This window comes from Streptomyces sp. NPDC002669, from assembly GCF_042889165.1.
Taxonomy (GTDB): Bacteria; Actinomycetota; Actinomycetes; order Streptomycetales; family Streptomycetaceae; genus Streptomyces.
Map to the genome: position 1 here is coordinate 1 of NZ_JBIAQQ010000024.1, position 24,870 is coordinate 24,870.

General features: G+C 73.9%; 19 protein-coding genes. 14 read left to right on the forward strand and 5 right to left on the reverse strand.

Features of this window, described 5'->3' with window-relative positions:
* The 9 genes from ACFYW1_RS29175 to ACFYW1_RS29215 form a co-directional block, all read left to right on the forward strand.
* Window positions 1-585: carboxyl transferase domain-containing protein (locus tag ACFYW1_RS29175; RefSeq protein WP_388999588.1), on the forward strand; the 585-nt coding region annotated here is incomplete at its 5' end.
* A gap of 77 nt (window positions 586-662) precedes the next feature.
* The gene (locus tag ACFYW1_RS29180) at window positions 663-1,322 is read left to right on the forward strand and encodes a ScbR family autoregulator-binding transcription factor (protein ID WP_388999591.1); all 660 of its coding nucleotides are present in this window, start codon (window positions 663-665) and stop codon (window positions 1,320-1,322) included.
* Between the two features lie 240 nt (window positions 1,323-1,562).
* Complete coding sequence (locus ACFYW1_RS29185) at window positions 1,563-2,399, forward strand: BTAD domain-containing putative transcriptional regulator (RefSeq protein ID WP_388999594.1); 837 nt, start codon at window positions 1,563-1,565, stop codon at window positions 2,397-2,399.
* 17 nt (window positions 2,400-2,416) lie between these two features.
* The gene (locus ACFYW1_RS29190; protein WP_388999597.1) at window positions 2,417-3,130 is read left to right on the forward strand and encodes a ScbR family autoregulator-binding transcription factor; all 714 of its coding nucleotides are present in this window, start codon (window positions 2,417-2,419) and stop codon (window positions 3,128-3,130) included.
* A gap of 185 nt (window positions 3,131-3,315) precedes the next feature.
* The gene (locus ACFYW1_RS29195) at window positions 3,316-4,194 is read left to right on the forward strand and encodes a phosphopantetheine-binding protein (RefSeq protein ID WP_388999600.1); all 879 of its coding nucleotides are present in this window, start codon (window positions 3,316-3,318) and stop codon (window positions 4,192-4,194) included.
* Entirely contained in the window at window positions 4,191-6,287 is a 2,097-nt protein-coding gene (locus tag ACFYW1_RS29200; RefSeq protein WP_388999603.1) for a beta-ketoacyl synthase N-terminal-like domain-containing protein, read from the forward strand. Before ACFYW1_RS29195 ends, ACFYW1_RS29200 begins: the two co-directional genes overlap by 4 nt.
* Complete coding sequence (locus ACFYW1_RS29205) at window positions 6,284-7,126, forward strand: 4'-phosphopantetheinyl transferase family protein (RefSeq protein ID WP_388999606.1); 843 nt, start codon at window positions 6,284-6,286, stop codon at window positions 7,124-7,126. Before ACFYW1_RS29200 ends, ACFYW1_RS29205 begins: the two co-directional genes overlap by 4 nt.
* Window positions 7,127-7,354: 228 nt before the next feature.
* A complete protein-coding gene (locus ACFYW1_RS29210; protein WP_388999609.1) occupies window positions 7,355-7,903 on the forward strand; it encodes a flavin reductase family protein in 549 nt (182 codons plus the stop codon).
* A gap of 4 nt (window positions 7,904-7,907) precedes the next feature.
* Complete coding sequence (locus ACFYW1_RS29215) at window positions 7,908-10,364, forward strand: AAA family ATPase (protein WP_388999612.1); 2,457 nt, start codon at window positions 7,908-7,910, stop codon at window positions 10,362-10,364.
* A 37-nt stretch (window positions 10,365-10,401) separates the two neighbouring features.
* Here ACFYW1_RS29215 and ACFYW1_RS29220 read toward each other — a convergent pair whose 3' ends face one another.
* The 3 genes from ACFYW1_RS29220 to ccrA all read right to left on the reverse strand — a co-directional run bounded on the left by ACFYW1_RS29220 (window position 10,402) and on the right by ccrA (window position 14,905).
* On the reverse strand, window positions 10,402-11,628 hold the full coding sequence (locus ACFYW1_RS29220) for a hypothetical protein (RefSeq protein ID WP_388999615.1): 1,227 nt from the start codon (window positions 11,626-11,628) through the stop codon (window positions 10,402-10,404).
* Window positions 11,629-11,741: 113 nt separating this feature from the next.
* Window positions 11,742-13,556: a 3-hydroxyacyl-CoA dehydrogenase family protein gene (locus ACFYW1_RS29225; protein WP_388999618.1), complete on the reverse strand. Its 1,815-nt coding sequence runs from the start codon at window positions 13,554-13,556 to the stop codon at window positions 11,742-11,744.
* Window positions 13,553-14,905: a crotonyl-CoA carboxylase/reductase gene (gene ccrA, locus ACFYW1_RS29230; RefSeq protein ID WP_388999621.1), complete on the reverse strand. Its 1,353-nt coding sequence runs from the start codon at window positions 14,903-14,905 to the stop codon at window positions 13,553-13,555. Before ccrA ends, ACFYW1_RS29225 begins: the two co-directional genes overlap by 4 nt.
* 266 nt (window positions 14,906-15,171) lie before the next feature.
* On the opposite strand from ccrA, the gene ACFYW1_RS29235 reads away from it, so the two are divergent.
* The 4 genes from ACFYW1_RS29235 (at window position 15,172) to ACFYW1_RS29250 (ending at window position 21,908) form a co-directional block, all read left to right on the forward strand.
* Window positions 15,172-15,933 carry a thioesterase II family protein gene (locus ACFYW1_RS29235; protein ID WP_388999624.1) on the forward strand — a complete coding sequence of 254 codons (762 nt, stop codon included), beginning with the start codon at window positions 15,172-15,174 and terminating at the stop codon, window positions 15,931-15,933.
* Window positions 15,930-16,949, forward strand: coding sequence for a 3-oxoacyl-ACP synthase III family protein (locus ACFYW1_RS29240; protein WP_388999627.1), 1,020 nt, complete (start codon window positions 15,930-15,932; stop codon window positions 16,947-16,949). The genes ACFYW1_RS29235 and ACFYW1_RS29240 overlap by 4 nt, the downstream gene beginning before the upstream one ends.
* A 227-nt stretch (window positions 16,950-17,176) precedes the next feature.
* Window positions 17,177-19,519 carry a protein kinase gene (locus ACFYW1_RS29245; protein ID WP_388999630.1) on the forward strand — a complete coding sequence of 781 codons (2,343 nt, stop codon included), beginning with the start codon at window positions 17,177-17,179 and terminating at the stop codon, window positions 19,517-19,519.
* Window positions 19,520-19,577: 58 nt separating this feature from the next.
* Window positions 19,578-21,908 (forward strand): protein kinase, encoded by a 2,331-nt coding sequence (locus tag ACFYW1_RS29250; RefSeq protein WP_388999633.1) that lies wholly within the window; start codon window positions 19,578-19,580, stop codon window positions 21,906-21,908.
* Between the two features lie 188 nt (window positions 21,909-22,096).
* Here ACFYW1_RS29250 and ACFYW1_RS29255 read toward each other — a convergent pair whose 3' ends face one another.
* Window positions 22,097-22,984 (reverse strand): NAD(P)-dependent oxidoreductase, encoded by an 888-nt coding sequence (locus tag ACFYW1_RS29255; RefSeq protein WP_388999636.1) that lies wholly within the window; start codon window positions 22,982-22,984, stop codon window positions 22,097-22,099.
* A 49-nt stretch (window positions 22,985-23,033) separates the two neighbouring features.
* Here ACFYW1_RS29255 and ACFYW1_RS29260 point away from each other — a divergent pair, with 49 nt between their 5' ends.
* Entirely contained in the window at window positions 23,034-23,441 is a 408-nt protein-coding gene (locus ACFYW1_RS29260) for a MerR family transcriptional regulator (protein WP_388999639.1), read from the forward strand.
* Window positions 23,442-23,498: 57 nt separating this feature from the next.
* Here ACFYW1_RS29260 and ACFYW1_RS29265 read toward each other — a convergent pair whose 3' ends face one another.
* Window positions 23,499-24,839 carry a serine/threonine-protein kinase gene (locus ACFYW1_RS29265; RefSeq protein WP_388999642.1) on the reverse strand — a complete coding sequence of 447 codons (1,341 nt, stop codon included), beginning with the start codon at window positions 24,837-24,839 and terminating at the stop codon, window positions 23,499-23,501.
* Between the last annotated feature and the right edge of the window lie 31 nt (window positions 24,840-24,870).

The following is a 24,870-nucleotide window of genomic DNA, read 5'->3' on the forward strand; positions in this document are numbered from 1 at the left end:
ATCGTGGCCAACCAGCCCCAGTCCCTGGCCGGTGTCCTGGACATCGAGGCGTCCGAGAAGGCCGCCCGCTTCGTCCAGATGTGTGACGCGTTCAATCTGCCGATCGTGACCCTGCTCGACGTACCCGGCTTCCTGCCCGGTGTGGATCAGGAGCACGGTGGAATCATCCGGCACGGGGCGAAGCTGCTGTACGCGTACTGCAACGCCACCGTGCCGAGGATCTCGCTGATCCTGCGCAAGGCGTACGGAGGTGCGTACATCGTCATGGACAGCCAGTCCATCGGTGCGGACCTGACGTACGCCTGGCCGACCAACGAGATCGCGGTGATGGGCGCGGAGGGTGCGGCGAACGTCATCTTCCGTCGGCAGATCGCCGACGCCGAGGACCCCGAGGCCATGCGCCGGCGCATGGTCAAGGAGTACAAGGCCGAGCTGATGCACCCGTACTACGCGGCCGAGCGCGGACTGGTCGACGACGTCATCGACCCCGCCGAGACCCGTGAGGTCCTCATCGCCTCACTCGCCATGCTCCGCAACAAGCACGCCGACCTGCCCTCCCGTAAACACGGCAATCCGCCCCAGTAAGTCATGAACGACGGGGCGCGGCGGGACCGGCCCCGGTCGGGGGTCGTGCCGCCGGTCCCGTAGCCAGGAGACATTTGATGGTCAAGCAGGACCGTGCGGCCCGCACACGTCAGTCGTTGATCCGTGCAGCCGCCGAAGTGTTCGCGCGGGAGGGCTTCGTGCCCGCCTCGCTCACCGCGATCAGCCGCGGGGCCGGGGTGAGCAACGGCGCGCTGCACTTCCACTTCGAGAGCAAGAAGTCGCTGGCCCGGGCCGTGGAGGAAGAAGCGGTGCAGGTCGTCCGCGGCATCACCGGGAAGGCGCTCGACGGTGGGGGAGGAGGTCTGCGGACACTCATGGACACCACGCGCGAGCTGATGGGCCGACTGGTCGACGACATCGTCGTCCGGGCCGGCTTCGAGCTGGGCGGTGACCCGGCCAGGGGGGAGGAGTCCCTTCTGAGGAGCGAGTGGCAGCGATGGGTCGAGAGCATGCTGCGGCGTGCCGAGGAGGAGGGCGAGCTGGCGGAAGGGGTGTCGCCGGGCGATGCCCTGCCCGCCATCATGGCGGCGACCGTGGGCTTCGAGATGCTCGGCGCCGAGGACAAGGTGTGGCTGTCCGAGGAGACGATCGACGGGTTCTGGGAGCTGTTGCTGCCCGGCCTGGCGGGTGGACGGGAGCAGCCGGTGCCGGCCGGTCCGCCCTCGATGGTGGCCTCCGGCCATCGGGTCGTGGCGCCCGCACGACCAACAGACTGATCATGCTGTTTTGAGCGTTCGTCGCGGAGGAGCTCCACCCGATACCCCTCCTCGCCCCCCGGGTGAGGAGGGGTTGTTCTTTCTGCCTCCTCGTCAAAGTCCCAGGTCAGAGGGTTTCTTGAGCGTCAGAGGCAAGTCAAAAGAAACAGCACGTTCGGTTTGATATTGACAAACCGTACGTCCTGTTTTTTACTCGAGGTACTTCGAGCTCATGATTCATGCACGAACAGGGGAGACGGCGTGGATATCGATGTACTGGGCGCGTTGGCCGTCCGTGAGAACGGACTCTCGGTGACGCCGACGGCGCCGAAGCCGCGGCAGGTCCTGGCCCTGCTGGCTCTGCACGCCGATCGGGTCGTGCCCGTGGCCACGCTGATCGAGGAGCTCTGGGGCGACCGGCCGCCGCGCAGCGCCCGCACGACCCTGCAGACGTACGTGCTGCAGCTGCGGGACCTGATCGCGATTGCGCTGCGGGAGGACCCGGAGGGGACCGGGCCCCGTTCCGCCAAGGACGTGCTCGTCACCACCCCCGGGGGCTACCTGCTCAACACCTCCGGCGGCACCAGCGACGTCCGCGAGTTCGAGCGGCTGGCGGGGCTGGGGTACCGGGCGATGGACGCCGGTGACTTCCCGGGCGCGGCACGGCAGTTGGGCGACGCGCTCGCACTGTGGACCGGCGCCGCACTGGCCGACGTGCAGACCGGGATGCAGCTGGAGATGGAGACCCGGCGGCTGGACGAGACCCGGCTCTGCGCGCTCGATCAGCGCATCGAGGCCGATCTGCGGCTGGGCCGCCACCGGGAACTGCTGGGCGAACTGACCATGCTGGTCAGCCGCTACCGCACGCACGAGAATCTGCACGGCCAGTTCATGCTGGCACTGCACCGCTCCGGGCGCCGCAGCGAGGCGCTCGACGTCTACCAGCGGCTGCGCTCCGTCCTGGTACGGGAGTTGGGCTTCGAGCCGTCCGCCGGGCTGCGGCGGTTGCAGCGGTCGATCCTGATGTCCGGTCCGGAGTCCGCCCTCGACCCGGCCGCCGCCGGCGGTGGTCGCGAGCGCCTCAGCCGGGTCGGCTGAGGGGGAGGGGAGCGAAGATGCAGGCCAGATCGCAGCGGACCCGCCAGAGGCTGGTTCGCGCGGGCGCGGAGATGTTCAACCGGAACGGCTACGCCAACGCGACGCTGGGCCAGATCGCCGGGGCGGCCGGGATGACGAAGGGGGCGCTGTACTTCCACTTCGCCTCCAAGGACGGACTCGCCGACGCGGTGCAGGAGCGGGGCCGCGACATGTTGCAGGATTTCATCCGGGAGCGCTGGGAGGCGGGCGTACCGCCGGTGCAGGTGCTCATCGACATGACGCACTGGCTGGCGCGGACGTTCCACGACGACCCGGTCATCCGGGCCAGCTTCCGGATCACCAACGAGTGCACCGGCCGGCAGCCGCCCGTCACCGACTTCCACCAGGCGTGGATCACCGAGGTGTTGCGGCTCCTCGGCCAGGCCCGGCAGGAGGGCTCGTTGCAGGACCGCGAGGCGGGGGACGGGCCCGAGGCGCTGCTGTCCGCGACGGTGTGCGGCATCGGGGTACTGGCCGGCACCGGCATGCCGTACCCGCAACTCGGCGACCGGGTCGCGGCGCTGTGGAAGCCGCTGCTGTCGGCGCTCGTACCGCCCGGTGACGTGGCGCGCTACCGCACCCGCCCGCCGGCCGTCGCGGGGAACGCCCGGCCGCAGGTCGTCGCCGAAGGCCCCCACGCACAGGTTTCCCGCCCGGACGCCGGGCGGCCCGAGCGGGGCCGGGCCGCCTGAACGGCGCCGGGACGCCGTGCACGACGACACGGCTCGCCCGTACGGAGTAGTCGCGGGGGAGTGCTCCCTCCCGGGGACCAGCCCGCGGCCGCACATTTCAGCACGGACGGCGATAGCCGCCGGTCGGACGCGCCTTCGATACTTCCTTCGTCGGCCAGCCGGGACGGACACTTTGGAGCCCATCCATGCCCCATGAACGTCAGAATTCCCTCAGGGCGGATGTCATCGCACCGCCACCCGACGCGATGACCGAGGCCATGGTGACCGAGGTCGTGGTGGTCCTCGCCGACGTACTGAGACTGAAGCCGGAGAAGATCGATCCCCAGCAGACCTTCCGTTCGCTGGGCCTCGACTCGCTGCTGACCGTGGAGTTCGTCGCCACGGTGAACGCCCGGTACGGCACGGCCGTCAGGGCGGCCGCCCTGCTCGACCATCCGACCCCGCTGGCCTTCACCCGGCACGTGGCGGGTGAGCTGGGGACGGGGGGTTCCGCGACCGGAACCGTGCCGCCGTCCGGTACCCGGGGCCCGGCCGCGGCCCAGGACCGGGGACCGGCGCCCGCCATGCCGGGGACCGCGGCGCCGATGCCGGTCGTGCCGGTGCCGGAAACCGGGTCCGGGCCCGTCCAGCCGTCCGGCGGCCCGCCCGCGACCGCGTCCTCGATGCCCGGGGCGCGGGAGATCCTCGACCACCTGCGCGAGGAACTCGCCCGCATCCTGTGCTGCGACCCGTGGGACATCGACCCCACGGCCGCGTTCAACCTCCTCGGCGTGGACTCCATCATCGGCGCCCAGTTCATGGCGGTCATCAACGGCACGTACGGCATGGAGGAGCGGCCGGTCGCGCTCTACGAGCACCCCAGCATCGCCGCGATGGCCGCGCACATCGCCCTCGCCACCACGGGGACGGCGACGGCCGCCCCGACGACGGGGGTGATGCCCGCACCGGTGGCGGAGCCGGTCGCGGAGGCCGAGGACCCGGGGCTGCGGGCGCTGCTCGACGCGGTGCGCGACGACCGGCTCTCCGTGGACGAGGCACTCACTCTGCTGCCCAGGCGGGCGTGAACGGGCTGAAGGCGATGGACGAACGAGAAATACTCACCCGCTTCAAGGCCGGAACCCTGGAACGGGACCGGGCCGTGCGACTGCTGGCCGGGCTGAAGGCCGTACCCGGTCCCGCCCCGGAACCGGCAACGCTCGGGGCCACGGGGCCGGTCACGTCGAAGATCCCGGACGGGGTGACGCCGGAGGCCCACGACCGGGTGCCCTCGCCGGACCCCGGTGCGGTACGGCCATGGGCCCGGACGCCGGTACAAGGACGCGTACCGGCACCGGTACCGGCACCGCTTTCTCCGGCGGACCCGTCGGCGGCCCTCCCGCAGGGCCTGCCGCAGGCCCGCCGGACCGATGCGGCCATGGACGTCGAGGACCGGTTCGCCGTCGTCGGGATCGCCGGTCGTTATCCGCTCGCCCCAGACCTGCGCGCCTACTGGCAGAACCTGCGCGAAGGACGGGACACCTCGTCGGGCGCGCCGCTCGGCCGCCCCGGCGCTTCACCGCTGAGCGCGGGACAGCGCGGGCACTTCCTGGACGGGGCCGCCGACTTCGACGCGGACTTCTTCGGGCTGACCGACCGGCGGGCGAGGCTGATCGACCCCCAGGAGCGGCTCTTCCTCGAAACCGTCTGGGAGGCGCTGGAGGACGCCGGCTGCACCGGCACCCGGCTCGACACCCTGACCGGCCCGGGCGGAGCGCCGCGCGGCCTCGGGGTGTTCGTCGGGGTCAGCGCCGCCGACTACTCGCTGGTGGCCGCCGAGGCATGGGCGCGCGGCGGGCGGGAGATGCCCGACAGCGGGCACTGGAGCGTGGCGGGCCGGCTCTCCGGCCTGCTGGGACTGAGCGGACCGGCGCAGGCCGTCGACACCGCGGAGTCCTCCGCCCTCGTCGCGGTGCACCTCGCCGTCGGCGCACTGCGGCGCGGGGAGTGCGCGGCGGCGGTGGCCGGCGGGGTCGAACTGCTGCTGCACCCCTCGCGCGGCCGGCAGGGCGCGGGGGAGGGCGTGGGCGCCGTGGTGCTCAAGCCGCTGGCCCGCGCACTGTCCGACGGCGACCATGTGCACGCCGTCGTACGTTCCACCTCGGCGGGCACCGGCTCCTGGACCGGCTCGGCCGGGCTGCGCGAGACGAGGGGCACGACCGCCCGCCGGGTGGGCGACGCCGGGGCCGTCACCGGCATCGCCGCGCTGACTGCCGCCGTGCTCCAGCTGCGGTACGGCGTCCTCGCCCCCGCACGGGGCGAGGACACGGCCACCCCGTGGCCGAGGCCCCGCGACGCACAGGGACACGAGCTGCCCCGCACGGCCGTCGCCGAGGTGACCGGCGCGACCGGGCCGTTCGACGCGTACGCAGTCCTGGAGGAGTTCGTACCGGCCCGGCCTCCGGGGGACGGACCCGGGATCGGGACGGGGCGGAACGGGGCCGGCCGTGCCGATGGGACTGACGGGACCGGCACGACCGGTGAGGCCGGTGAGGACAGCGGGAGCGGCGGGGCCGGACGTGGTGAGCTGATCCTGCTCTCCGCCCCCACCCCGGGCCATCTCGCCGCCACGGCCACCAGGCTGGCCGACTGGCTCGCCTCGGACAACGGCAGGAGCGGGGACACCACCACCGGGGACGAACGGGTGGCGCTCGTCGATGTGGCCCGCGCCCTGCGCGTCGGCCGAGAGGCACGGGCCTGCCGGATCGCGCTGCTCGCCCGTGACCTTCCCCAACTTGTCGATTCCTTGCGGGAGTTCGTCCGTTCCGGGGTGGACGTCGGCGGAGCCGAAGGAGCATCCGGCGTACGCGGCGCCGGTGTCGGTGTCGGTGGGGTCCGGTACGCGGATCTGCGCACCGGCGGGACCGATCCGCTGGGCCTGGGCGACGTGCCGGAGACCGGCGACTACCTCGGCGCACTGTGGCGGGCCGGCCGGGTCGAACAGCTGACGCGCCTCTGGCTGTCCGGGCTCGACATCGACTGGGCCGCACTGGAGTCCGGGCCGGACGCGGGCCAGACCCTGGTACCGCTGCCGCCCTCGGCGTTCCTGCGCCGCTCCCTGTGGCTGGGGGACCAGGAGGGCCCGCAGGAGGGCACGGAGGAGAAGGGGGCGTCCGGATGACCGGCCTCTCGGTGGTGGAGCGCCCCGTCGACAGGTTCGCACCGGCCCGGTCCGAACCCGTCAAGCTGTGGTTCTGCCCCAACGACGAGCTCACTCCGGGGATCGCCGCGACCCTGGCCACGCACTGGCTGGACGAGCACGAGCAGGAGATCGCGAGCCGGTTCCTGTTCGAGCGCGACCGGCGCCAGTACCTCGTCGCCCACACGCTCGTACGGCGGGTGCTGGCGCTGGAGAGCGGTGTGCCCGAGGCGGAGGCCGTGATCTGGCGTTCCTCGCGGGGGCGGCCGTTCCTGCAGAAACCCGTGGAGGGACTGCCGCGCGGCGGCCGGGAGCTGGACTTCAACCTCTCCCACGCCCACGGCCACAACTTCCTCGGCGTGGTCCGGCGGCACCGCATCGGGGTGGACGTGGAACGGCTCGACCGGGGCGACCAGGGGTTCGACGCGATCGTGGAGACCTTCGCCCCCGAGGAGCAGCAGTGGGTGGCGCGGGCCGCGGCGGGCCGCCCCCGGGACCGCCGGGTGCTGCGGCTGTGGACGCTGAAGGAGGCGTACTCCAAGGCGCGCGGGCTGGGACTCGGACTGCCCTTCGACAGCTTCGCCTTCACGCTGGCCGAGGACCGGGGGGTACTGGGCTTCCGCCCGCCCGAGACCGAGTCCGCGCTGCCGTGGCGGTTCCTGGAGCTGGAACCCGTGCCCGACGTCCTGGCGGCCGTGGCCGTGGCGGCCGACACGGACGTACCGCCCGTCTTCCATCTGCACCACGGCTTTCCGTGGGACCGGGGGGCGCCCCGGCTGCTGGCACTGCCGGAGCCGGTGCCGGTCGTCATGGCGGCGTAGAAACCGCCCCGCGGGGAGCCGCCGGGCGGAGGAACCGTGCCGCGGAGGGCTGTTCGGGGCGTAGGGGGCGAGGTCAGGGGGGCCTTCGGGGTTCCGGGCGGCGGGCGGACCGGCCGACGATGGGTGCGCCCACGTACGGACCGGTCACCGGCCCGTACGAGACAGCGCGGGCCGGCCGCGACGCGTCGTACCCGCGCGGGCCGGCCGTCGACCGAGGGAGCCCCTTCTGTGACCGTGCCGTACACACCGCCGCGGGCCGCCGCGGCAGGTGCCCAGGAATTCCGGGACGCGATGGCGCTGCTCGCCGCGCCCGTCACCGTCATCACCACCACGGACGGCGACGGCCGCCCGCGGGGGTTCACCGCCAGTTCGGTCACCTCCGTCTCGCTCGACCCACCGCTCGTCCTGGCCGGTGTCACACGCGGTTCAAGCTGCCACCAACCCCTCCTGGAACAGGGAGAGTTCGTCGTCAACGTGCTCGGTGCCCGGCATGGGGCACTGGCACGGCGCTTCGCGACCACCGGCGTGGACCGGTTCGCCGGCGGGGAGTTCGGGACGTGGCCCGGCAGCGGTCTGCCGTACCTGCCGGACGCGTCCGTGCTGCTGCGCTGCACCCTGGCGGACGTCGTGCCCGCGGGCGACCACGACCTGCTGCTGGGCAGCCCGGCCGAGGTGCGCACGAACGGCTCGAGCGGGGCTCTGGTCTGGTACCAGCGAGACTTCCACGTCCCTGTGCAGACTTCCCAGGAGAGGACGGCGGCCATCCGGGTGGCCTGACGACATGGGGGTGCCGGTGCGGCTGGTCCGGCGGGACGCACAACTCGACCTGATCGAGCGGCATTTGACGGCCGCCCGGCGGGGCGGGGGTGGTGCGGTGCTCGTCACCGGCAGTCCCGGCACCGGCAAGAGCGCGCTGCTGCGGGCCTTCGCCGGGCGGGCCGGGGAATCGGGCGCGCTGGTGCTGGACGCGTCCGCCTCGCCGGCCGAGACGGACCTGCCGTTCGGCGTCGTGGGGCAACTGCTCAGCGGCGCGGGCCGGGACTCCGGACAGCACCCTGCGGAGCCCCCGCCGCCCCGTTTTCCCGCCCGGCCGGTCGTGGCCGGGAAGCCCGGCGACGACCCCGCGGTGCTCCACGAGACCCTGCGGGAACTCGCCGTGACCGCCCCCGTGGTGGTCCTCGTCGACGACGCGCACCACATGGACGAGGTCTCCGCCCGGTGCCTGCTGTACGTGTGCGGGCGGCTCGCCGCGAACCGGGTCCTGCTGGTGATGAGCGGCCCGCCGCGGCCGCGCTCCCGGCCCCCGTTGCCGCTGCCCCTGGCCGAACTGCTGAGACACCCCCGCTGCACCCCCGTACCGCTCGCGCCCCTCGACGAGGACGGCGTCGCCGCGTTTCTGGCCGCGGCCCCGGGCGGTGCGGCGGACCTGCCGACGGCGCGGCGGCTGGCCCCCGACTGGCACCGGTTCACCGGCGGGAACCCGCGACTGCTGTGCGGGCTGCTCGACGACCACCGGGACTGCGAGCCGGTGCGGCCGTCCCGGCCGGTGGCGGGCACGGCGTTCCGGCGGGCCGTCACCGGCTGCCTGCGGGGCGCCGGTGACCCGGCGGTCTCGGCCGCGCGGGCCCTGGCCGTGCTCGCCGACGCGGCGACGCTCACCCTGCTCGCCCGGCTGCTGGAACTCCCCGAGCGCGCGGTCGGCCCCTGCCTGGCCGAACTCGACGCGATCGGACTGCTGGACGGCGGACGGCTGCGCCACGAAGGGGTGCGGGCGGCGGTGCTGGAGGAACTGTCCGCCCGGGAGTCCAACCGGCTGCACACCACGGCGGGCCGGATGCTGTACGAGAACGGCGCCGAACCGGCCGCGGTCGCCCGCCACCTGGTCGCCGCGGACACCGCCGGCGGCGGACCCGGCCCGGCATGGGCCGTACCCCTGCTCGCCGAGGCCGCCCGGCACGCGATGAGTTCCGGCGGGGCGCGGCAGGCCGCGGAGTTCCTGCGCACCGCCCATCGGGCCGGCGGCCACGAGGCGGCCGGGCTGCTGACGGCGCTGGCCCGCGTCGAGTGGGAGGCCGACCCCGCGGCGGTGATCCGGCATCTGCCCGCCCTCGGGCGGACCCTCGCCGGTGCCCGGTGGCAGACGGCCGAGGACACGGCGGGAGCGATGGGACTGCTGCTGTGGCACGGACGTCCCGCCGAGGTGGCACGGGCCCTGTCCGAGGCCCCGCGCCCCGAGGGGGCGGACGACGCGGACGGGCCCGGCGGAGTGGACGGGACCGGTGGGACGGGTGGACCGGCCGCGGCGTTGGCGTACGTCTACCCGGGTACGGGCGTCGGACCGTACCCGTACGACGGCAGCGGGGAACGGCCCTCCTCGTACTCCCCGTACGAGGAGCGCGGGGACGTGTGGGACGCGCGGGGCGCCGACAGCATGGCCGAGCTCTGGGACGAGGCCGCCGAGCGGGTGCTGGAGTCGATCGTCTACGACCACGCGCCACCGGCGCCCGTGGCCGCCGTCCTGGCGGCGCTCCTGCACACGGGGGAGACCGGACGGGCCGCCCGGTGGTGCGGGCTGACGGCTGGCGGGGACCGGACGGGGGCCACCACGGCCCGTCGGGCGGTCGCCGCCGCGGCGGCGGCCGTGGTGCACGGCCGCACCGGTGCGTACGACCTCGCGTCCGGGCACGCGGAGCGGGCGCTGTCGCTGCTGTCGCCGGGGGCGTGGGGCGTGGCCATCGGCATGCCGCTGTCCGCCGCCGTGCTGGCGGCGACGCGGCGGGGCGCGCACGAGGAGGCCGTGCGGTGGCTGCGCGTCCCGGTGCCCGCCGCGATGTTCCGCACCCGGGCCGGACTGCACTACCTGCTGGCCAGGGGCCATCACCAGCTGGCCGTCGGACGGCCGAAGGCCGCACTCGGCGACTTCCACGCCTGCCGGGACGTGCTGTCCGGGTGGCGGCCGGAACTGCGCGGCGCCGTCGACTGGGACACCCCGGCGGCCGATGCCCTGCGGGCGCTGCGCGGGGAGGGCACCGCGAACGGGGACCCGATCGCCGGACTGACCGAGGCCGAACGCCGGGTCGCGGTACTGGCCGCGGACGGCTGCACCAACCGGGCCATCGCGGCCAGGCTGTACGTCACCACGAGCACGGTGGAGCAGCATCTGACCCGGGTCTACCGCAAGTTGTGCGTGAAGTCGCGCGGGGATCTGGCCCACCTGGTGACGGCCCGCTCGCACTGAGTCCCGTCCGCACCGAACTCCGCCCGCCCCCGGTGCGCTACTGGTGTGTCACCGGGTTTCCGTGGAGACCGCCGTCCGCGCACGGCCAGACACCGCTGTCCAGGGGGCCGAGGCCCGTCCGCCGCAGGACGAGGAGTTCGTCGTGGAGGGCGAAGAGCACCTGCCCCCGGTCCAGCAGCATGATCCTGCTCATCACGGCGCGCTTCTCGTCCTCCAGGGCAAACAGCTCCCGCATCCGCGATTCGGCGTCGACGGCGAGCAGCCGGCCGTCCCGCCAGAACACCGCGGTGCCCTCGTCGTCCAGGGCCGGGTAGGCGGTGTGGTAGCCGGAGAGCGCGGGCCCGTGCCGCACCGTGCCGTCGGGGTCGAGGCGGACGAAGCGCGAGCGGGACGGCAGGACGTTCTCGGACTCGGGTCCGCTGATGGCGCCGTGCCGGTCGACCAGCGGCATCGTGTGCGTCGGCCATTCCCGTACCACGGTGCCGGAGGAGTCGTGGTGGGCCGTGCCGAACGCGCCGTAGCCCTGGGAGCCGATCAGGAACTCGCCCGGTCCGACGATCGCCTTGTGGTGGCCGGGCCCGGGTGTGCTCGCGGCGACGGGCCGACCGGTGGCGGTGTCCAGGAAGAACGTGACGGATATGCCGCTGCTGCCGTCGGCGAACGTCGCGGCGACGCGGTGACCCGCGACCAGCAACGGCTCCCAGTGGTGCGCCTCCACCGTCCGCGGGGTCCACGGCTTCGACGGCCGCGTCTCCCAGCCCGTCTCCGCACCGATCTCGACACAGCCCGGAAACGACAACCGGCCGAGCACGGCCGGTGTCGACCATCGCGCCGAGCCGTCCCCGTCGTGCCGTGCGACCCGCGGATGACGGCCGGCCGGGACGACCCGGCCCCGCCCGGCGGGCAGCCAGGACGCGCACACGCCGTCGGGCAGCACCACGAACGCGCCGAGGTGTTCGTGGGGTTCGTGGTCGGGGACGACCGAGCGCAGAGTCGAGCCGGTGGCGTCCAGCCCGGTCAGCACCACACCCTCCGGCCCGCGATGGGCGACCCACACCGAGCCGTCCGGACCGACGCGCGGCGGGCCCGGGGGTCCGTCGAACCTGCGGCGCCACAGGACCTCTCCGTCCACGTCCACGGCGGTGAGCACCGTGGTGGACAGGTCCTTGCCGTCGTAACCGGTGATGAAGACGGGCCCGCCGGAGTCCGGTGCCGCCAGACCCCGCACCTGCCCGGACATCGGCACACGCCGCGGTTCGCTCATGGTTCGGGCCCCTTCCCCTGGTACCACGGGCCCGGAGTCTACGCAGGCGTGCAGGCGCGGGGCGGTGTCCCTCCCGGGACGGTTCATCGGGGGAGGGACACCGGCGGGGACCGTCAGCGGCGGGCGCCCGCCGTGCGCAGGCCGCGGCCGTTCTTGCGGCCGAGCAGGCCCGCGGCCACCAACTCGTCCAGGACCACGGCCGGTTCGTACTCGGGGGTGCGGAAGCACTCGTACAACCGGTTCTGGATGGCGAGCGAGACGTCGAGGCCGATGGTGTCCAGGAGCGCGAACGGGCCCATGGGGTAACCGAATCCGGACCGGATCGCGTGGTCGGTCTCCTCGATGTCCGCGTCGTGCCGCTCCAGCAGGGCGAGGGCCGCACCGAGGTAGGGGAACAGCAGGCTGTTGACGATGAAGCCGGTGCGGTCCGGACACGTCACCGCCGTCTTGCCGAGGGTGCGGCAGAAGGCGTGCGCCGTCGCCAGGGTCGTCGGGGCCACCGCGTCCGTGTGCGCCAGCTCCACCAGCTTCATCACGGGGGCCGGGTTGAAGAAGTGGATGCCCACGACATCGGCCGGGCGGCCGGACGCCTCGGCGCACGCGGCGACCGAGAGGCTGGACGTGGTGGTGGCCAGTACCGTGCCGGGAGCACAGACCCTGCCGAGCGCCGCGAACATCGCACGCTTGACGTCGAGGTCCTCGGCGACCGCCTCGATGACCAGGTCGCAGTCGGCCAGCGCCGCCATGTCATGGGCGCCGGTGAGGAGTTCACCGGCCGATGCCCTGGTCTCGACGGTGACCCTGCCCCGCCGTACGCCCCGGGTCAGGGAGTCGGCGACGGAGTCCAGCGCCCGCTGTGCCTTCTCCGGGTCGCGGGCCACCAGGACCGTGGGGTACCCCGCCGTGGCCGTGACCTCGGCGATGCCGCGCGCCATCGCGCCGGAGCCGAGCACCCCCACCCGGCGCACCGGCACACCGGCCGGCCCGTCGGAGCCGTCGGCCGGCCGGCCGAGCGGGGCACCGGTCTCGTCGTACGTGTGGAAGCCCTCGCCGGTGGTACGGCCCAGGCGCCCGGCCGCCACCATCCGGCTGAGCAGCGGGGCGGGCTCGAAGGCGCTGTCGCCGGTGCGCCGCCACAGCTCCGTCAACGCGGCGTGGGCGGTGCCGAGGCCGATGCGGTCGAGCGTCTCCAGCGGACCGGCCGGCAGCCCGCAGCCCAGCCGCATGGCGGTGTCGATGTCGTGCTGGGTGGCGTAGCCCTCGTCGAAGAGGATCACGGCACGGTTGAGGAACCCGAGCACCAGGGCGGTGGCGTCGGCGGCGGGCCGGGCGCCGACCGCGACCGGGGCGAGCCCGGCCGAGGCCACCAGCGCGTCCACGGCGGCGGCGGTCTCCGGGGAGGTCAGGGCCGTCCGCACCGGTTCGACGGGGCCGCCGGGGGCGGGCGGGGTGAACAGGCGCAGCCCCGCCACGTCGGCCGGCCGGCCGGTGGCGATGGCCAGACGCGTGACCGGCAGCGCCGCCGTGGTGGTCAGCACCGGGGTGCCGGGCGGGCAGACCGAGATGATCCGGCCGAGCGCGTCGGTCTTGGCGGCGAGGTCCTCCGGGACCGCCTCGATCACCAGACCGGCCGCGCCCAGCGCGGTGTGGTCGGCGGTGAAGGTGACGTCGGGGCGGTCGGGGCCGTTCCCGGCGGCGATGACGGCCTTGAGCCGCCCGGCCACACGGGCCAGGACGTCCAGGTCGGTGTCCACGGCGACGACGGTGTGGCCCGCGCCGTGCAGCAGGTGCAGGAGTGCCTCGCCCGTCGAGCCCAGGCCGACGATGCCCGTCACGGAAGCGGGAGCGGCGGCGTCCGTCACGGGTGCGGGGGTGGCGGGCGTGACGGGGCTCGCCCCGGGCTTGGTGTCGCTCTGTCGCGCAGTCATGAGGTCCGCGCCTCCTCTTCCCGGAACCGGTTGATGGCGTCGATGTGCTTCTCGCGCATTTCCTCGTCCCGGACGCCGAGCCCCTCGCGCGGGGCCAGGGCCAGCACGCCGACCTTGCCCTGGTGGAGGTTGCGGTGCACCTCGTACGCGGCCTGGCCGGTCTCCTCCAGGGAGTGGACCTTCGACAGGGTGGGGTGGATCTTCCCCTTGGCGACCAGGCGGTTGGCCTCCCACGCCTCGCGGTAGTTGGCGAAGTGCGAGCCCACGATCTTCTTCAGCGACATCCACAGGTAGCGGTTGTCGTACTCGTGCCGGAACCCCGACGTGGAGGCACAGGTGACGATCGTGCCGCCCTTGCGGGCCACGTACACCGAGGCGCCGAAGGTCTCGCGGCCGGGGTGCTCGAAGACGATGTCCACGTCCTCGCCGCCGGTCAGTTCGCGGATGCGCTTGCCGAAGCGCTTCCACTCGCGCGGGTCCTGGGTCTGCTCGTCCTTCCAGAACCGGTAGCCCTCGGCACTGCGGTCGATGATCGCCTCGGCGCCCATGCTCCGGCAGATCTCCGCCTTCCGCTCACTGGAGACCACACAGATCGGGTTGGCGCCGCCCGCCAGGGCCAACTGCGTGGCGTACGAGCCGAGTCCGCCGCTGGCGCCCCAGATCAGCACGTTGTCGCCCTGCTTCATGCCGGCGCCGTTGCGGGACACCAGCTGGCGGTACGCGGTCGAGTTCACCAGACCGGGGGAGGCGGCCTCCTCCCAGCTCAGGTGCTCGGGCTTGGGCATCAGCTGGTTCGACTTCACCAGCGCGAGCTGGGCCAGGCCGCCGAAGTTGGTCTCGAAGCCCCAGATGCGCTGCTCCGGGTCGAGCATCGTGTCGTTGTGCCCGTCCGCCGACTCCAGCTCCACCGACAGGCAGTGCGCCACGACCCGGTCCCCGGACCGCCAGCGGTTCACCCCGGGCCCGGTGCGCAGGACGACGCCCGCCAGGTCGGAACCGAGGACGTGGTACGGCTGGTCGTGGCGGGCGGCGCCGGGGAACTGTCTGGCGTACCGCTCCAGGAAACCGAAGGTCGGCAGCGGCTCGAAGATCGACGACCACACGGTGTTGTAGTTGATGGCGCTCGACATGACGGCGACCAGGGCCTCGCCCGGACCGGGCTCGGGGGTCGGCACGTCCTGGAGGTGCAACGACTTGCGCGGGTCCTTGTCGGCGGAGGCCATGCCCTCGAACATGCCGGTGTCCTCCTTGCGGACAACGGCACCTCGATAGCTCTCCGGGAGCCGCAGACCCGCGAAGTCCTGCGGCGTCGCGTCCTCGGAGAGAAGAGCACTGATGATCTCGTCCACGTGAATTCCCTGATTCTCTTGAGAGTCGAGGAGAGCGAAGCGGGCCACCGTGTCCGTCACGGGCGTCCGCTGTCTGCCACAGGCATCCGTCACGGATGTCCGTCACGGGTGTCCGTCCAGCGTGGGACACCGCACCGCCCCCGGGGCACCCCTGTCCGCCCCCAGAAGGCGCGCGCCCGGTCATAGGGGGCGATTAGGGGAGGCCCGGGAGCGGGGCGCGCACCCATCCTGTGCGCAGGACCCACTCGGATCGGCTAGGAGAACTCATGACGGGAATCCCCGGCGACAGCCCCTGGTTCAGGAACTACCGGCCCGCCCCCGACGCACCCGTACGCCTGGTCTGCCTGCCGCACGCCGGCGGTTCGGCCAGCTTCTACTTCCCGGTGGCGCGGGAGCTCTCGCCGCAGGTGGAGGTCCTGGCCGTCCAGTACCCCGGCCGGCAGGACCGCCGCACCGAGCCGGCCGCCACCGACCTGGAGGCGCTCGCCGACCGGATCGCCGAGGCACTGGGTCCGTGGACGGACCGGCCGTACGCGCTGTTCGGGCACAGCATGGGCGCCGTCGTCGGCTTCGAGGTGGCCCGCCGGACGGAAGCCGCGGGCAACGGCCCCGTCGAACTGTTCGTCTCCGGCCGCGGCGCCCCCTCCCTGGACCGCGCGGACGCGTGGTACCCGGAGACCGACGAGGAGGTCGTCGCCGAGATCCGGAAGCTGGACGGGACGGGGGGCGCGCTGCTCGACGACGAGGAGACGCTGCGCATGATCCTGCCCGCGCTGCGCGCCGACTACCGGGCGGTGCGCGGCTACCGCTACCGTCCGGGCCCGCCCCTGGACTGCCCCGTCACCGCGTTCACCGGCGACCACGACCCCAAGGCGCGGATCGAGAACGTACAGGCGTGGGTGAACCACACCAGCTCGGGCTTCGGTCTGCGGGTGCTGCCCGGTGGGCACTTCTTCCTCGTCGACGAACAGGAAGAGGTGCTCCGCACGGTCCGGGAGCGGTTGGCCCGGACCCCGGTGGCGGCATGACCGTGTACTCGCCCGCCCCGGGCGGCACCGGCATCCTCGGCACCGGCTCGTACCTGCCCGAACGGATCGTCACCAACGAGACGGTCGCCGCCCGGGCCGGGGTCACCGCCGAATGGATCGAGCGCAAGACCGGCATCCGCGAGCGGCGCTACGCCGCGGACCACGAGGCCGCGTCGGACCTCGCCACCGAGGCCGCCGTACGGGCCCTGGCCGACGCCGGGGCCGGACCGGACGACCTCGCCTGGATCGTCGTCGCGACCTCCACCCCCGACCATCCGCAGCCGGCCACGGCCGCGTTCGTGCAGCACCGGATCGGCGCGCGCCGGGCGGCGGCCTTCGACGTGAACGCCGTGTGCGCCGGATTCGTCGCCGCGCTGCACACCTGCTCCCGGCTGCTGGCCGGGCCGGGGGCCGACGGGCGCCGGCACCTGGGACTCGTCGTCGGCAGCGAGGTCTACTCGCGCATCATCGATCCCGAGGACCGCAGGACCGCGCCGCTGTTCGGGGACGGGGCGGGCGCCGTGGTGCTCGGCCCGGTGTCCGGGGGCCGCGGCCTCCTGGGCACCGGCATGCGCACCGACGGCCATCTGCACGACTTGATCGGCGTCACCGCGGGCGGCAGCAGGAAACCCGCGTCGGAGAAGACCGTCGCCCGCGGCGACCACTTCTTCCGGATGCAGGGCAGGGAGGTGCGGGCCTTCGTGGAACGGGAGCTGCCGGACGCCGTCGCGGGCACCCTCGACGCCTTCCGGGTCACGGCCGACGAGATCGACCACTTCGTGCCGCACCAGGCCAACGGCGAGATGCTGCGGAGCGTGGCCGCCGGGCTCGGGCTGACCTCGGCACGGGTCCACCTCCCGGTGGAACGGCACGGGAACACCGGGGCCGCCTCGATCCCGCTGGCCCTCGACCACGCTCGCCGTACGGACGGTCCGGTCGACGACGACCTGGTGCTGCTGGCGGGGTTCGGCGGCGGAATGACCCTCGGAACCACCCTGCTGCGCTGGGGCCGGTAGCTGAGGACGCGCTCGGCGAGTGGCCGTACGGCTCGGATCGTGTGTTGTCGGGGACGAGGGCGCCGGCCGGAGCCACCTCGTGCCGCGCTCTCAGGATCATCATGCGGGCAGCCGCACAAGGCGCGGTAGCGAGCCCCGCTCCCGCGCCTTGTACAGCTCCTGCGCGTGTGCTGTCATGGTCATTCTTGTGACCGGCCCCGGGGGAGGCGACAGGCTTGCTGGGGGACGTGGACGATTCGACGCCCCGGTTCATCGGCCCCTACCGGATCGTCGCGCGGCTCGGTTCGGGCGGCATGGGCGAGGTGTACCTCGGAGCGGACGAACGCCGGCCGCCGCACCGGGTGTTCGTCGCCGTGAAGACCGTACGGAGCGACCTCAGCGACGACGAGGGGTTCCGGTCCCGGTTCCGCCGCGAGATCGAAACGGGCCGGGCGGTGTCCGGCCGGTACACGGCCCGGCTGCTCGCCGGCGACCCCGAGGGCGCGCCCCCCTGGCTGGCCACCGAGTACGTGCCGGGCCCCGACCTGGAAGACGTGGTGCGGGGCGGCGGCCCGCTGCCGGAGCCGACCGTGCGCGCCCTCGGCCGCGGGCTCGTCGCGGCGCTGCGCTCGATCCACCACGCGCGGGTCCTGCACCGCGATCTGAAGCCCGCGAACGTACTCCTCACCGCGGCCGGTCCCAAGGTCATCGACTTCGGCATCGCCCGTGCCTTCGGCGCCGGCACCATGACCCGCACCGGCGGGATCGTCGGCTCTCCGGGGTTCATGTCGCCCGAGCACGTGGCGGGCAGCAAGCACGTCGTCGCCGCCTCCGACGTCTTCTGCCTCGCCTCGCTGCTCTGTTACGCGGCGACCGGGCGCGGTCCGTTCGGGGGCGGTCCGGTCGCCGCGATCCTGTTCCGCATCGCCCGTGCCGAGGCCGATCTGACGGGCGTACCGGACGGGCTGCGCGACGTGCTCGCGGCATGCCTGCATCAGGACCCGTCGAGCCGACCGGACACCGTCGAGCTCGCCCGGCTCTTCGAGGACGCCCCCGCGGACGGCGCATGGCCGCCGCACGCCGCCGCGGCCATCGCCCGCCGCGAGGACGAACTGACGCGACTGGCCGCCGAGTTGGGGACCGTAGCCGTTCCCGAACTCCACGCCGCGCCCACGATGACCGCGCCGCACCGGGCCGTTGCCCGCCGTGAGGTCCGCCGACGCCGCGTGCTGACCGCGGCTCTGACGCTGGTGGTCCTCGCGGGCGCCGGGCTGGCAGGCGGCTACGCCGCAGGACTGTGGCCCCGGCCGGACGCCGGGAACGGCGGATCCCCGGACGTTCCCACGACATCCGCCCCGCCCCGCGAGAGCGGCCCGGCGGGAGGGCCCGTACAGGCTTCCTACGTGGACGAACTCGGCGGCCCCGACCGGAGCAGGGTCTTCGAGGACGCCCCCTCGCAGCGCCCGGACGGCTGGCGGCCCTGGACCGTGCACCTCACCGCCGGGCCGGTGGCCTGCGGAGCCGACCGCACCGTCGTGGTGTGCCGGCTCGCGGACGGCAGCCTGCAGACGCTCCGGCTGAAGGACGGTTCCTCCCTCTGGCGGGCTCCGCTCCGCAAGGGCGCCGAACCCGCCGGGGCCACCGGCCCCGTGATCGCCGGCAGCGTCGTCGTGACCGCCGAGGAGGGCCGGCTCCGGGCGCGTGCCACGGCCGACGGAAAGGTCCGCTGGGAGCGGCCGCTGTCCGGCCGCCCACTGGGCCGGCTGCTCGGCGTCGACACCGGCGTCTACGTCAACCTCGCCGACGCCGACGGGGTGCGCGCCGAGGCGTACGCCCTCGCGGACGGCGCGCGCCGCTGGACCCGGCCCGTGGCCCGGACGGCGGACCCGCGCGCCGGGCGGCAGGGTGTTCTCGCGTACGCACCGGACCTGCTCTACGTCAACGGGGAGAAGGGCCTCGCCACGTGGAGCCCGGCCACCGGGAAGACGGAGCGCGAGGCACCGCCCGGCGGGACCGGCGAGGGGTCGCCCGACACCCGGTACTGCCTCGATCCGCGCCTGTCCGCCGGTGAGCTGCTGTGTATCGATCCCGACGGCCGGGGCCTCCACTTCCGGGACGCCGAGGCCCTCACATCGAGCTACCTGAGCGACCGGTACCGGCTCACGCGGCAGGTCTCGGTGCGGGACGCCGTGTTCGGGCCGTACGTCCCCGGTACGGCCCCGATCCTTGAACTCCCTTCCGAGGGACGGGTGGTACGCGTCACCGACGCCCCGTACGACAAGCTGTCCGCAGTGACGACGGTGGCGTCGATCCCGCGTGGCGACGACGGCCGGCCCGCCCCCCTCACCTCGCCCGTCGCGATCGGCGACACCGTCGTCTACGCCGACAACGCCACCCTGAGCGTGCTGCCGGCCGCGGAGGGGGACGCGGTCCCGACCTCCGTGCCGGACTCGCCCGGCAACCGGGCCACCGGCACCGACCCCAGCCGTCCGGGTGCCCGTCGCGCCCCGTCCCTGCTCTCCGTCGGCGGAGTGGTCGTGCTCGGGTACTTCGACGGAACCGTTCGCGCGCAGACCCTGCCCGGACGCTGAGATCTCCCGGCCCCCCGAGCCACCGAGTCCCCCCGGCCCCCAAACCTCTGGAGTCGTCGTGCTGGAGCCCCTGGACGCGTCCGCCGTCCGCCGTGTCGGCCCGTATGCGCTCATCGGGCGGATCGGTGCGGGCGGCATGGGCACGGTTCATCTCGCCCGCCGCGACGGACCGGTGGACCCGTCCGGACCGGCGGACCCGTCCCGCCCGAGCGACAGGGAAGTCCTCGCGGCGGTGAAGACCGTGCGGGAGGACGTCCGGTTCGACGCCGAGTTCCGACTTCGCTTCCGCCGGGAGGTCGAGGCCGCGCGCGCGGTGCGCAGTCCTCACACCGTGGCCCTGATCGATGCCGCCCCGGATGCGGAACCCCCGTGGCTCGCCACCGAGTTCGTCCCCGGGCCCTCGCTCGCCGAGGCGGTCCGGAGGCACGGCCCGCTGCCCCCGGACGTCGTCCGGGCCCTGGGAGCCGACCTCGCGCGGGCCCTGCGGGCGGTCCACGGCGCGCGCCTCGTCCACCGCGACCTGAAGCCCGCGAACGTGCTGCTCGCCGAGGCCGGGCCCAAGGTCATCGACTTCGGTATCGCCCGGGCCTTCGACGGGACGGTGCTCACGGCGGCGGGTTCGGCGGTGGGCACGCCCGGGTTCATGTCACCGGAGCAGGTGGGCGGCACGGACCCCGTGGGACCCGCTTCCGACGTCTTCGGCCTGGGCGCGCTGCTGTGCTGGGCGGCGACCGGGAACGGTCCCTTCGACGACGCCGAACTGGCCGCCGTCCTCACCCGGATCGTGGAGGGACGCGCCGACCTCCGGCACGTCCCCGCGGGGCTGCGCGACCTCGTCGCCTCCTGCCTGGCCGTCGACCCGGCAGCCCGCCCGACGACCGACGCCCTGGTCAGAGCGCTCGACCCGCAGGCGGCCGGGGAGCGCCCGGGTGCGCTGTTCGCCCGCTCGCAGGAGCCGTTCCCGTGGCCCTCCGGGGTGCGGGAGCTGATCGCCGCGTACGAGGAGGAGACCGGCCGGATCGTGGCGAGCGCGCCGCGGCTTCCGCTCCCACCACCGGTACCCGCCGCCGTTCCGGGAGCCGGCCAGGGGCCCGGCCGGCCGGACGGGGCGCCCGCTTCGCGGCGTACCCGTACCCGGACCCGGGCGGCGGTGATCGCCGCGTCGACGGCACTGGCCGTGACCGCGACCGTCCTCGGCGTGCGGCTCCTGGCCGGGGACGAGACGAAGGACGACGGGGCGAAGACGCCGGGCGGTTCGTCCTCGGCACCGGTCCGTCCCGCTGCCCCGCCCGACCCGGAGGAGCCGATGATGAACGGCGGCGCCTACGGGGCGATGACCCTGGCCTATCCGGAACCCGGGACACCGGGAGCCGCGGCGCCGAAGGGGTGGAAGCCATGGCACGCCACGGCGTCGTCCGGCATCGGCGGGTGCGTGCTGGGCACGGACCTGCTGCTCTGCGGTGGCAGCGGTGGGGTCGAGGCACGCCGGACCACCGACGGGACGCTCGTGTGGCGGCACGCGGCGCCGGTGCGGCCCGGTGGCGCCGTCATGACGCCCGGCCTCTCCACGGACCGGGTGTTTCTTCCGGAGGGCGAAGGAGTCCTCGTCGCGCGACGGTCCGACGCCCGGCCGCTCGCCCGCTGGCCGGGGGCCGCCGGTTTCCTCCCGGAGCTGGCGGTCGCCGCCGGCGGCACGGTCTACATCGCGTACGAGGGCGCTGCGGGCGTCGGGCTGCCGGGGGAGATGCTGTTCCGGGCGTACCGGGAGAGCGACGGGCAGCGGATCTGGGAGCGGAAGCTGCGGCTCGCCTATCCCAACAGCATGACGCCGGTGGCCGGCCGCCTCCACATCACGGGCCCCGGCGGGACCTGGCAGCTGGACCGGCGGACCGGGCGGGTGCTCGCCGAGGAGAGGAAGGTGTACTGCGGGGACGTGGTGGTGCCGGACGGGACCTCCTACTGCTCCGACTCCGGCTCGGCGCGCACCGTGGTCAGGGGGCCGGGGACGCTGGACGAGCGCGGCACCGTGATGGGCGACAACCCACTGACGGCCGGTGCCGACGGCACGGTGATCACTGCCGACGGGTCCGGGGCAACCCAGGATCTGATCGCGTCCCGGGCCGGTGACGGGACGGTCCTGTGGCGGTCCCCGCTGGGGTGGGCGGAGTTCCCCCAGCGGGGTGAGGCCCTTCTCGTCGGCCGGCGTCTCGTCCTCGTCAGCCCGGCGGGCATCGAGACGCGGTCGCTCGCGGACGGTTCGACGCTGGACATGGTCCTGCCGGACGGCTGGCCGGACCGGGAGGCGGGCAGCGAACAGCAGGTGCTCGTCTCCGGGGATGTCGTCTTCTACGTACGCGGTACGGCCATGGCGTCGGCCCGCCTGCCCTGAGCCCGGACCACCTTCTCCCACCCGGGCCGGCCTCGTTGTTCCGACTCCGGCCGGAGGACACGCTGCGGCCGTGACCGGCGCCCGTGGCGATCCGCCGCTGTACCGGCAGCGGATCGCCGGGCGACTGGTTCACGAACCGCTGCCGAGCCGGGCATTCGTCGGACGGGCCCGGCCCCTGCCGGTCCCGGTCAGGCGTCGTCGCGGGGTTTGCCGAACTCCTCGATCAGCACGGGATACTGCTCCCCGCCGTGCCCCGCGGCGATCGCCCGGTCGGCCATCGCCTTGAACAGCTCGGGCAGTTCGGCGTTGACGCCCACCGCCCTGCTCTCCTCGATCAGGTGCTCCATCGCCCGTGCGTCGGTCTCCAGGGCCGACACCTCGGCGGGGAAGGAGCCGCTGTCGATCTGCTCGGCGTACCCGGGCAGCCATTCGGCCACACCGGTGGCGATCCGCTGGGCGAACGGCGCGTACGTCGCGGCGTCGACACCGGCCGTGCGGAGGAGGGCGGTGCCCTGGAGCCAGGCGTTCAGGACGCTCCACATCATGGCCAGCCCCGCCACGTCGTACAGGGCCGCCAGTCCGTGGTCCGTACCGAGGTGGGTGACAGTGCCGAGCGCCTCCAGTGTCGACCGGTGCGCTTCGAAGACCTCCTGCGGCCCGCTGTGCAGGATCACCGCCTCGGCGGTCCCGATCACCGGCGGGACGGCCATGATGGCGCCGTCCAGGTAACGGGCGCCGATCCGGTCGGCCCACCGGGCCGCCTCCCGGGCCCCGGCCGAGTCGCCGGAGGTCAGGTTGACCAGTGTCGTACCGGTCGGCACGACATCGTCCGCGCCGAGCAGTTCGTGCACGGCCGCGTAGTCGGTGAGACAGATGACCGTCAGAGGGGAAGCCTTGAGCGCGGCACCGACCGTGGGTGCCAACTTTGCTCCTTCGACGACCAGTTGATCGGCCTTGGCGGCCGTACGGTTCCATACGGTGGTGGGGTGGCCGGCTTTCAGGAACGCGCCGGCGAGCGCCTGACCCATCAGCCCGAGTCCGATGACCGTCACGGGCGCAGTGGTTGTGTCGTTCATGGCAGCATCGTCAACGTTGATACCGGTATGAAGGTCAAGCGAGGTTTCGATGAGGATCGGGGAACTGGGCCGTCGAACGGGCCTCAACGCCCATCAGCTGCGCTACTACGAGGCCCAGGGCCTGCTGGAGGCGGACCGCGGGGCGAACGGGTACCGGGAGTACGACGAGAGCGCCGTGCTGCGGGTGAAGCAGATCCGGCACCTGCTCGGCGCCGGTCTGTCCTCCGAGGACATCGCGTACCTGCTGCCCTGCGCGGTCGGGGAGGCCCCGGAGCTGGCCGGGTGTCCCGAGCTGCTGGCCGCGATGCGGTCACGGCTTCGGCAGCTGGACGACCGGATGGAAAGCCTCGCCCGGTCCCGTGACGCCCTTGCCGGCTACATCGACGCGGCCGAACGCACGGGGGGCGAGAGCTATCCCCCCTTCGACGGCGTCGACCCGGAGCCCGTCCCCGCCTGAGCCCGTCCCCGCCTGAGCTGGGCCGCCGCCGACCGGGGCCGCCGTCCCCGGCCCGCTTCAGCGGCGCAGGTACCGCCGCAGGGCGTCGGCCAGGCCCTGGTGCCAGGTGTGGAGGTGGGCGGCACGGCGGGCGTTGATCTCGCAGGAGTACGACGAGCCGTCGTACAGCGCGAGGGTGACGAGCAGCCGGGTGCGGCGGACGGTGCGACCGGTGACGTCGGCGATCTCGGACCAGGAGAACTCCGCCTCCACGTCCGCCTGTTCGGGGTCCTCCTCCCGCCCGCCCCGGTCCGGGGCGCCGATCCGGTACAGGGTGAACATCACACCGTCGGCGTCCACCAGGATGCTGGAGTTGGAATCCGCGGCGATGAACACCCCTTCCTCGGAGGCGGAGGCGGAGGTGTCCGGGGCGGGGACGTGCGGGGCGTGGGCAGGCTTCGGCGGCATGTCCAACCGCGTCGGTACGTACGTGGCGGCCTGGGCAATCGGATCCGGAGCCGGAACGGGAGCCGGAGCCGACGGCGGTGTCGGCTCCGATGCCAGCAGCCGGCGCGGGTCGGGGCCGGGTTCCTCGCCTCCCTCCGGCCGTTCCGCGGACTCCTCGAACCAGTCCAGGAGCTGGTCGGTCGTCGGACGCCGTCCCGGCTCCTTGGCCAGGCAGGCCGCCGCCACATGCCGCACCCCCTCGGGCACGGCGTCGAGATTCGCGGGTTCGTGCACCGTGCGATACATCATCCCCATGGGCGTCCCCCCGCCGAACGGGCTGCCGCCCGCCGCCGCGACGAGGACCGCGCCGAGCGCGAACACGTCCGCCGCGCCGGTGACCTCGTCGCCCGTCGCCTGCTCGGGGGCGAGGAAACCCGGTGTGCCGAAGGCGTGGCCCGTCGCCGTCAGACGGGTGGACTCGACCGCCCGCGCGATGCCGAAGTCGAGTACCCGGGGACCGTCGTCGGCCATGATGATGTTTCCGGGCTTCAGGTCGCGGTGGACGAGCCCGCACCGGTGGATGGCCTCCAGCGCCTCGGCCAGACCGGCACCGAGCCCCCGCAACGCCCTTTCGTCCATGGGACCTCGTGTGCGGAGGAACTCCGCGAGGGTGGGGCCGGGGACGTACGCGGTGGCGAGCCAGGGCGTCGGGGCGTCCGGATCGGCGTCGACGACGGGTGCGGTGTGGAATCCGCCGACGGCACGCGCCGCGGCGACCTCGGCGAGGAACCGCTCGCGGAAGACGGGGTCGGTGGCCAGCTCGGACCTGGCCACCTTCACCGCGACGGGCCGCCCGCCGCGGGACCGGGCGAGGTACACGCTCCCCATCCCGCCCTCGCCGAGCTTGCGTTCGATGGTGTACGAGCCGATACGGCTGCCGGGCGCACCGAGCGCCCCGCCCCCTGTACTCACGCGGTCCCCCACAGTCCTTTCCGGCGGCCGC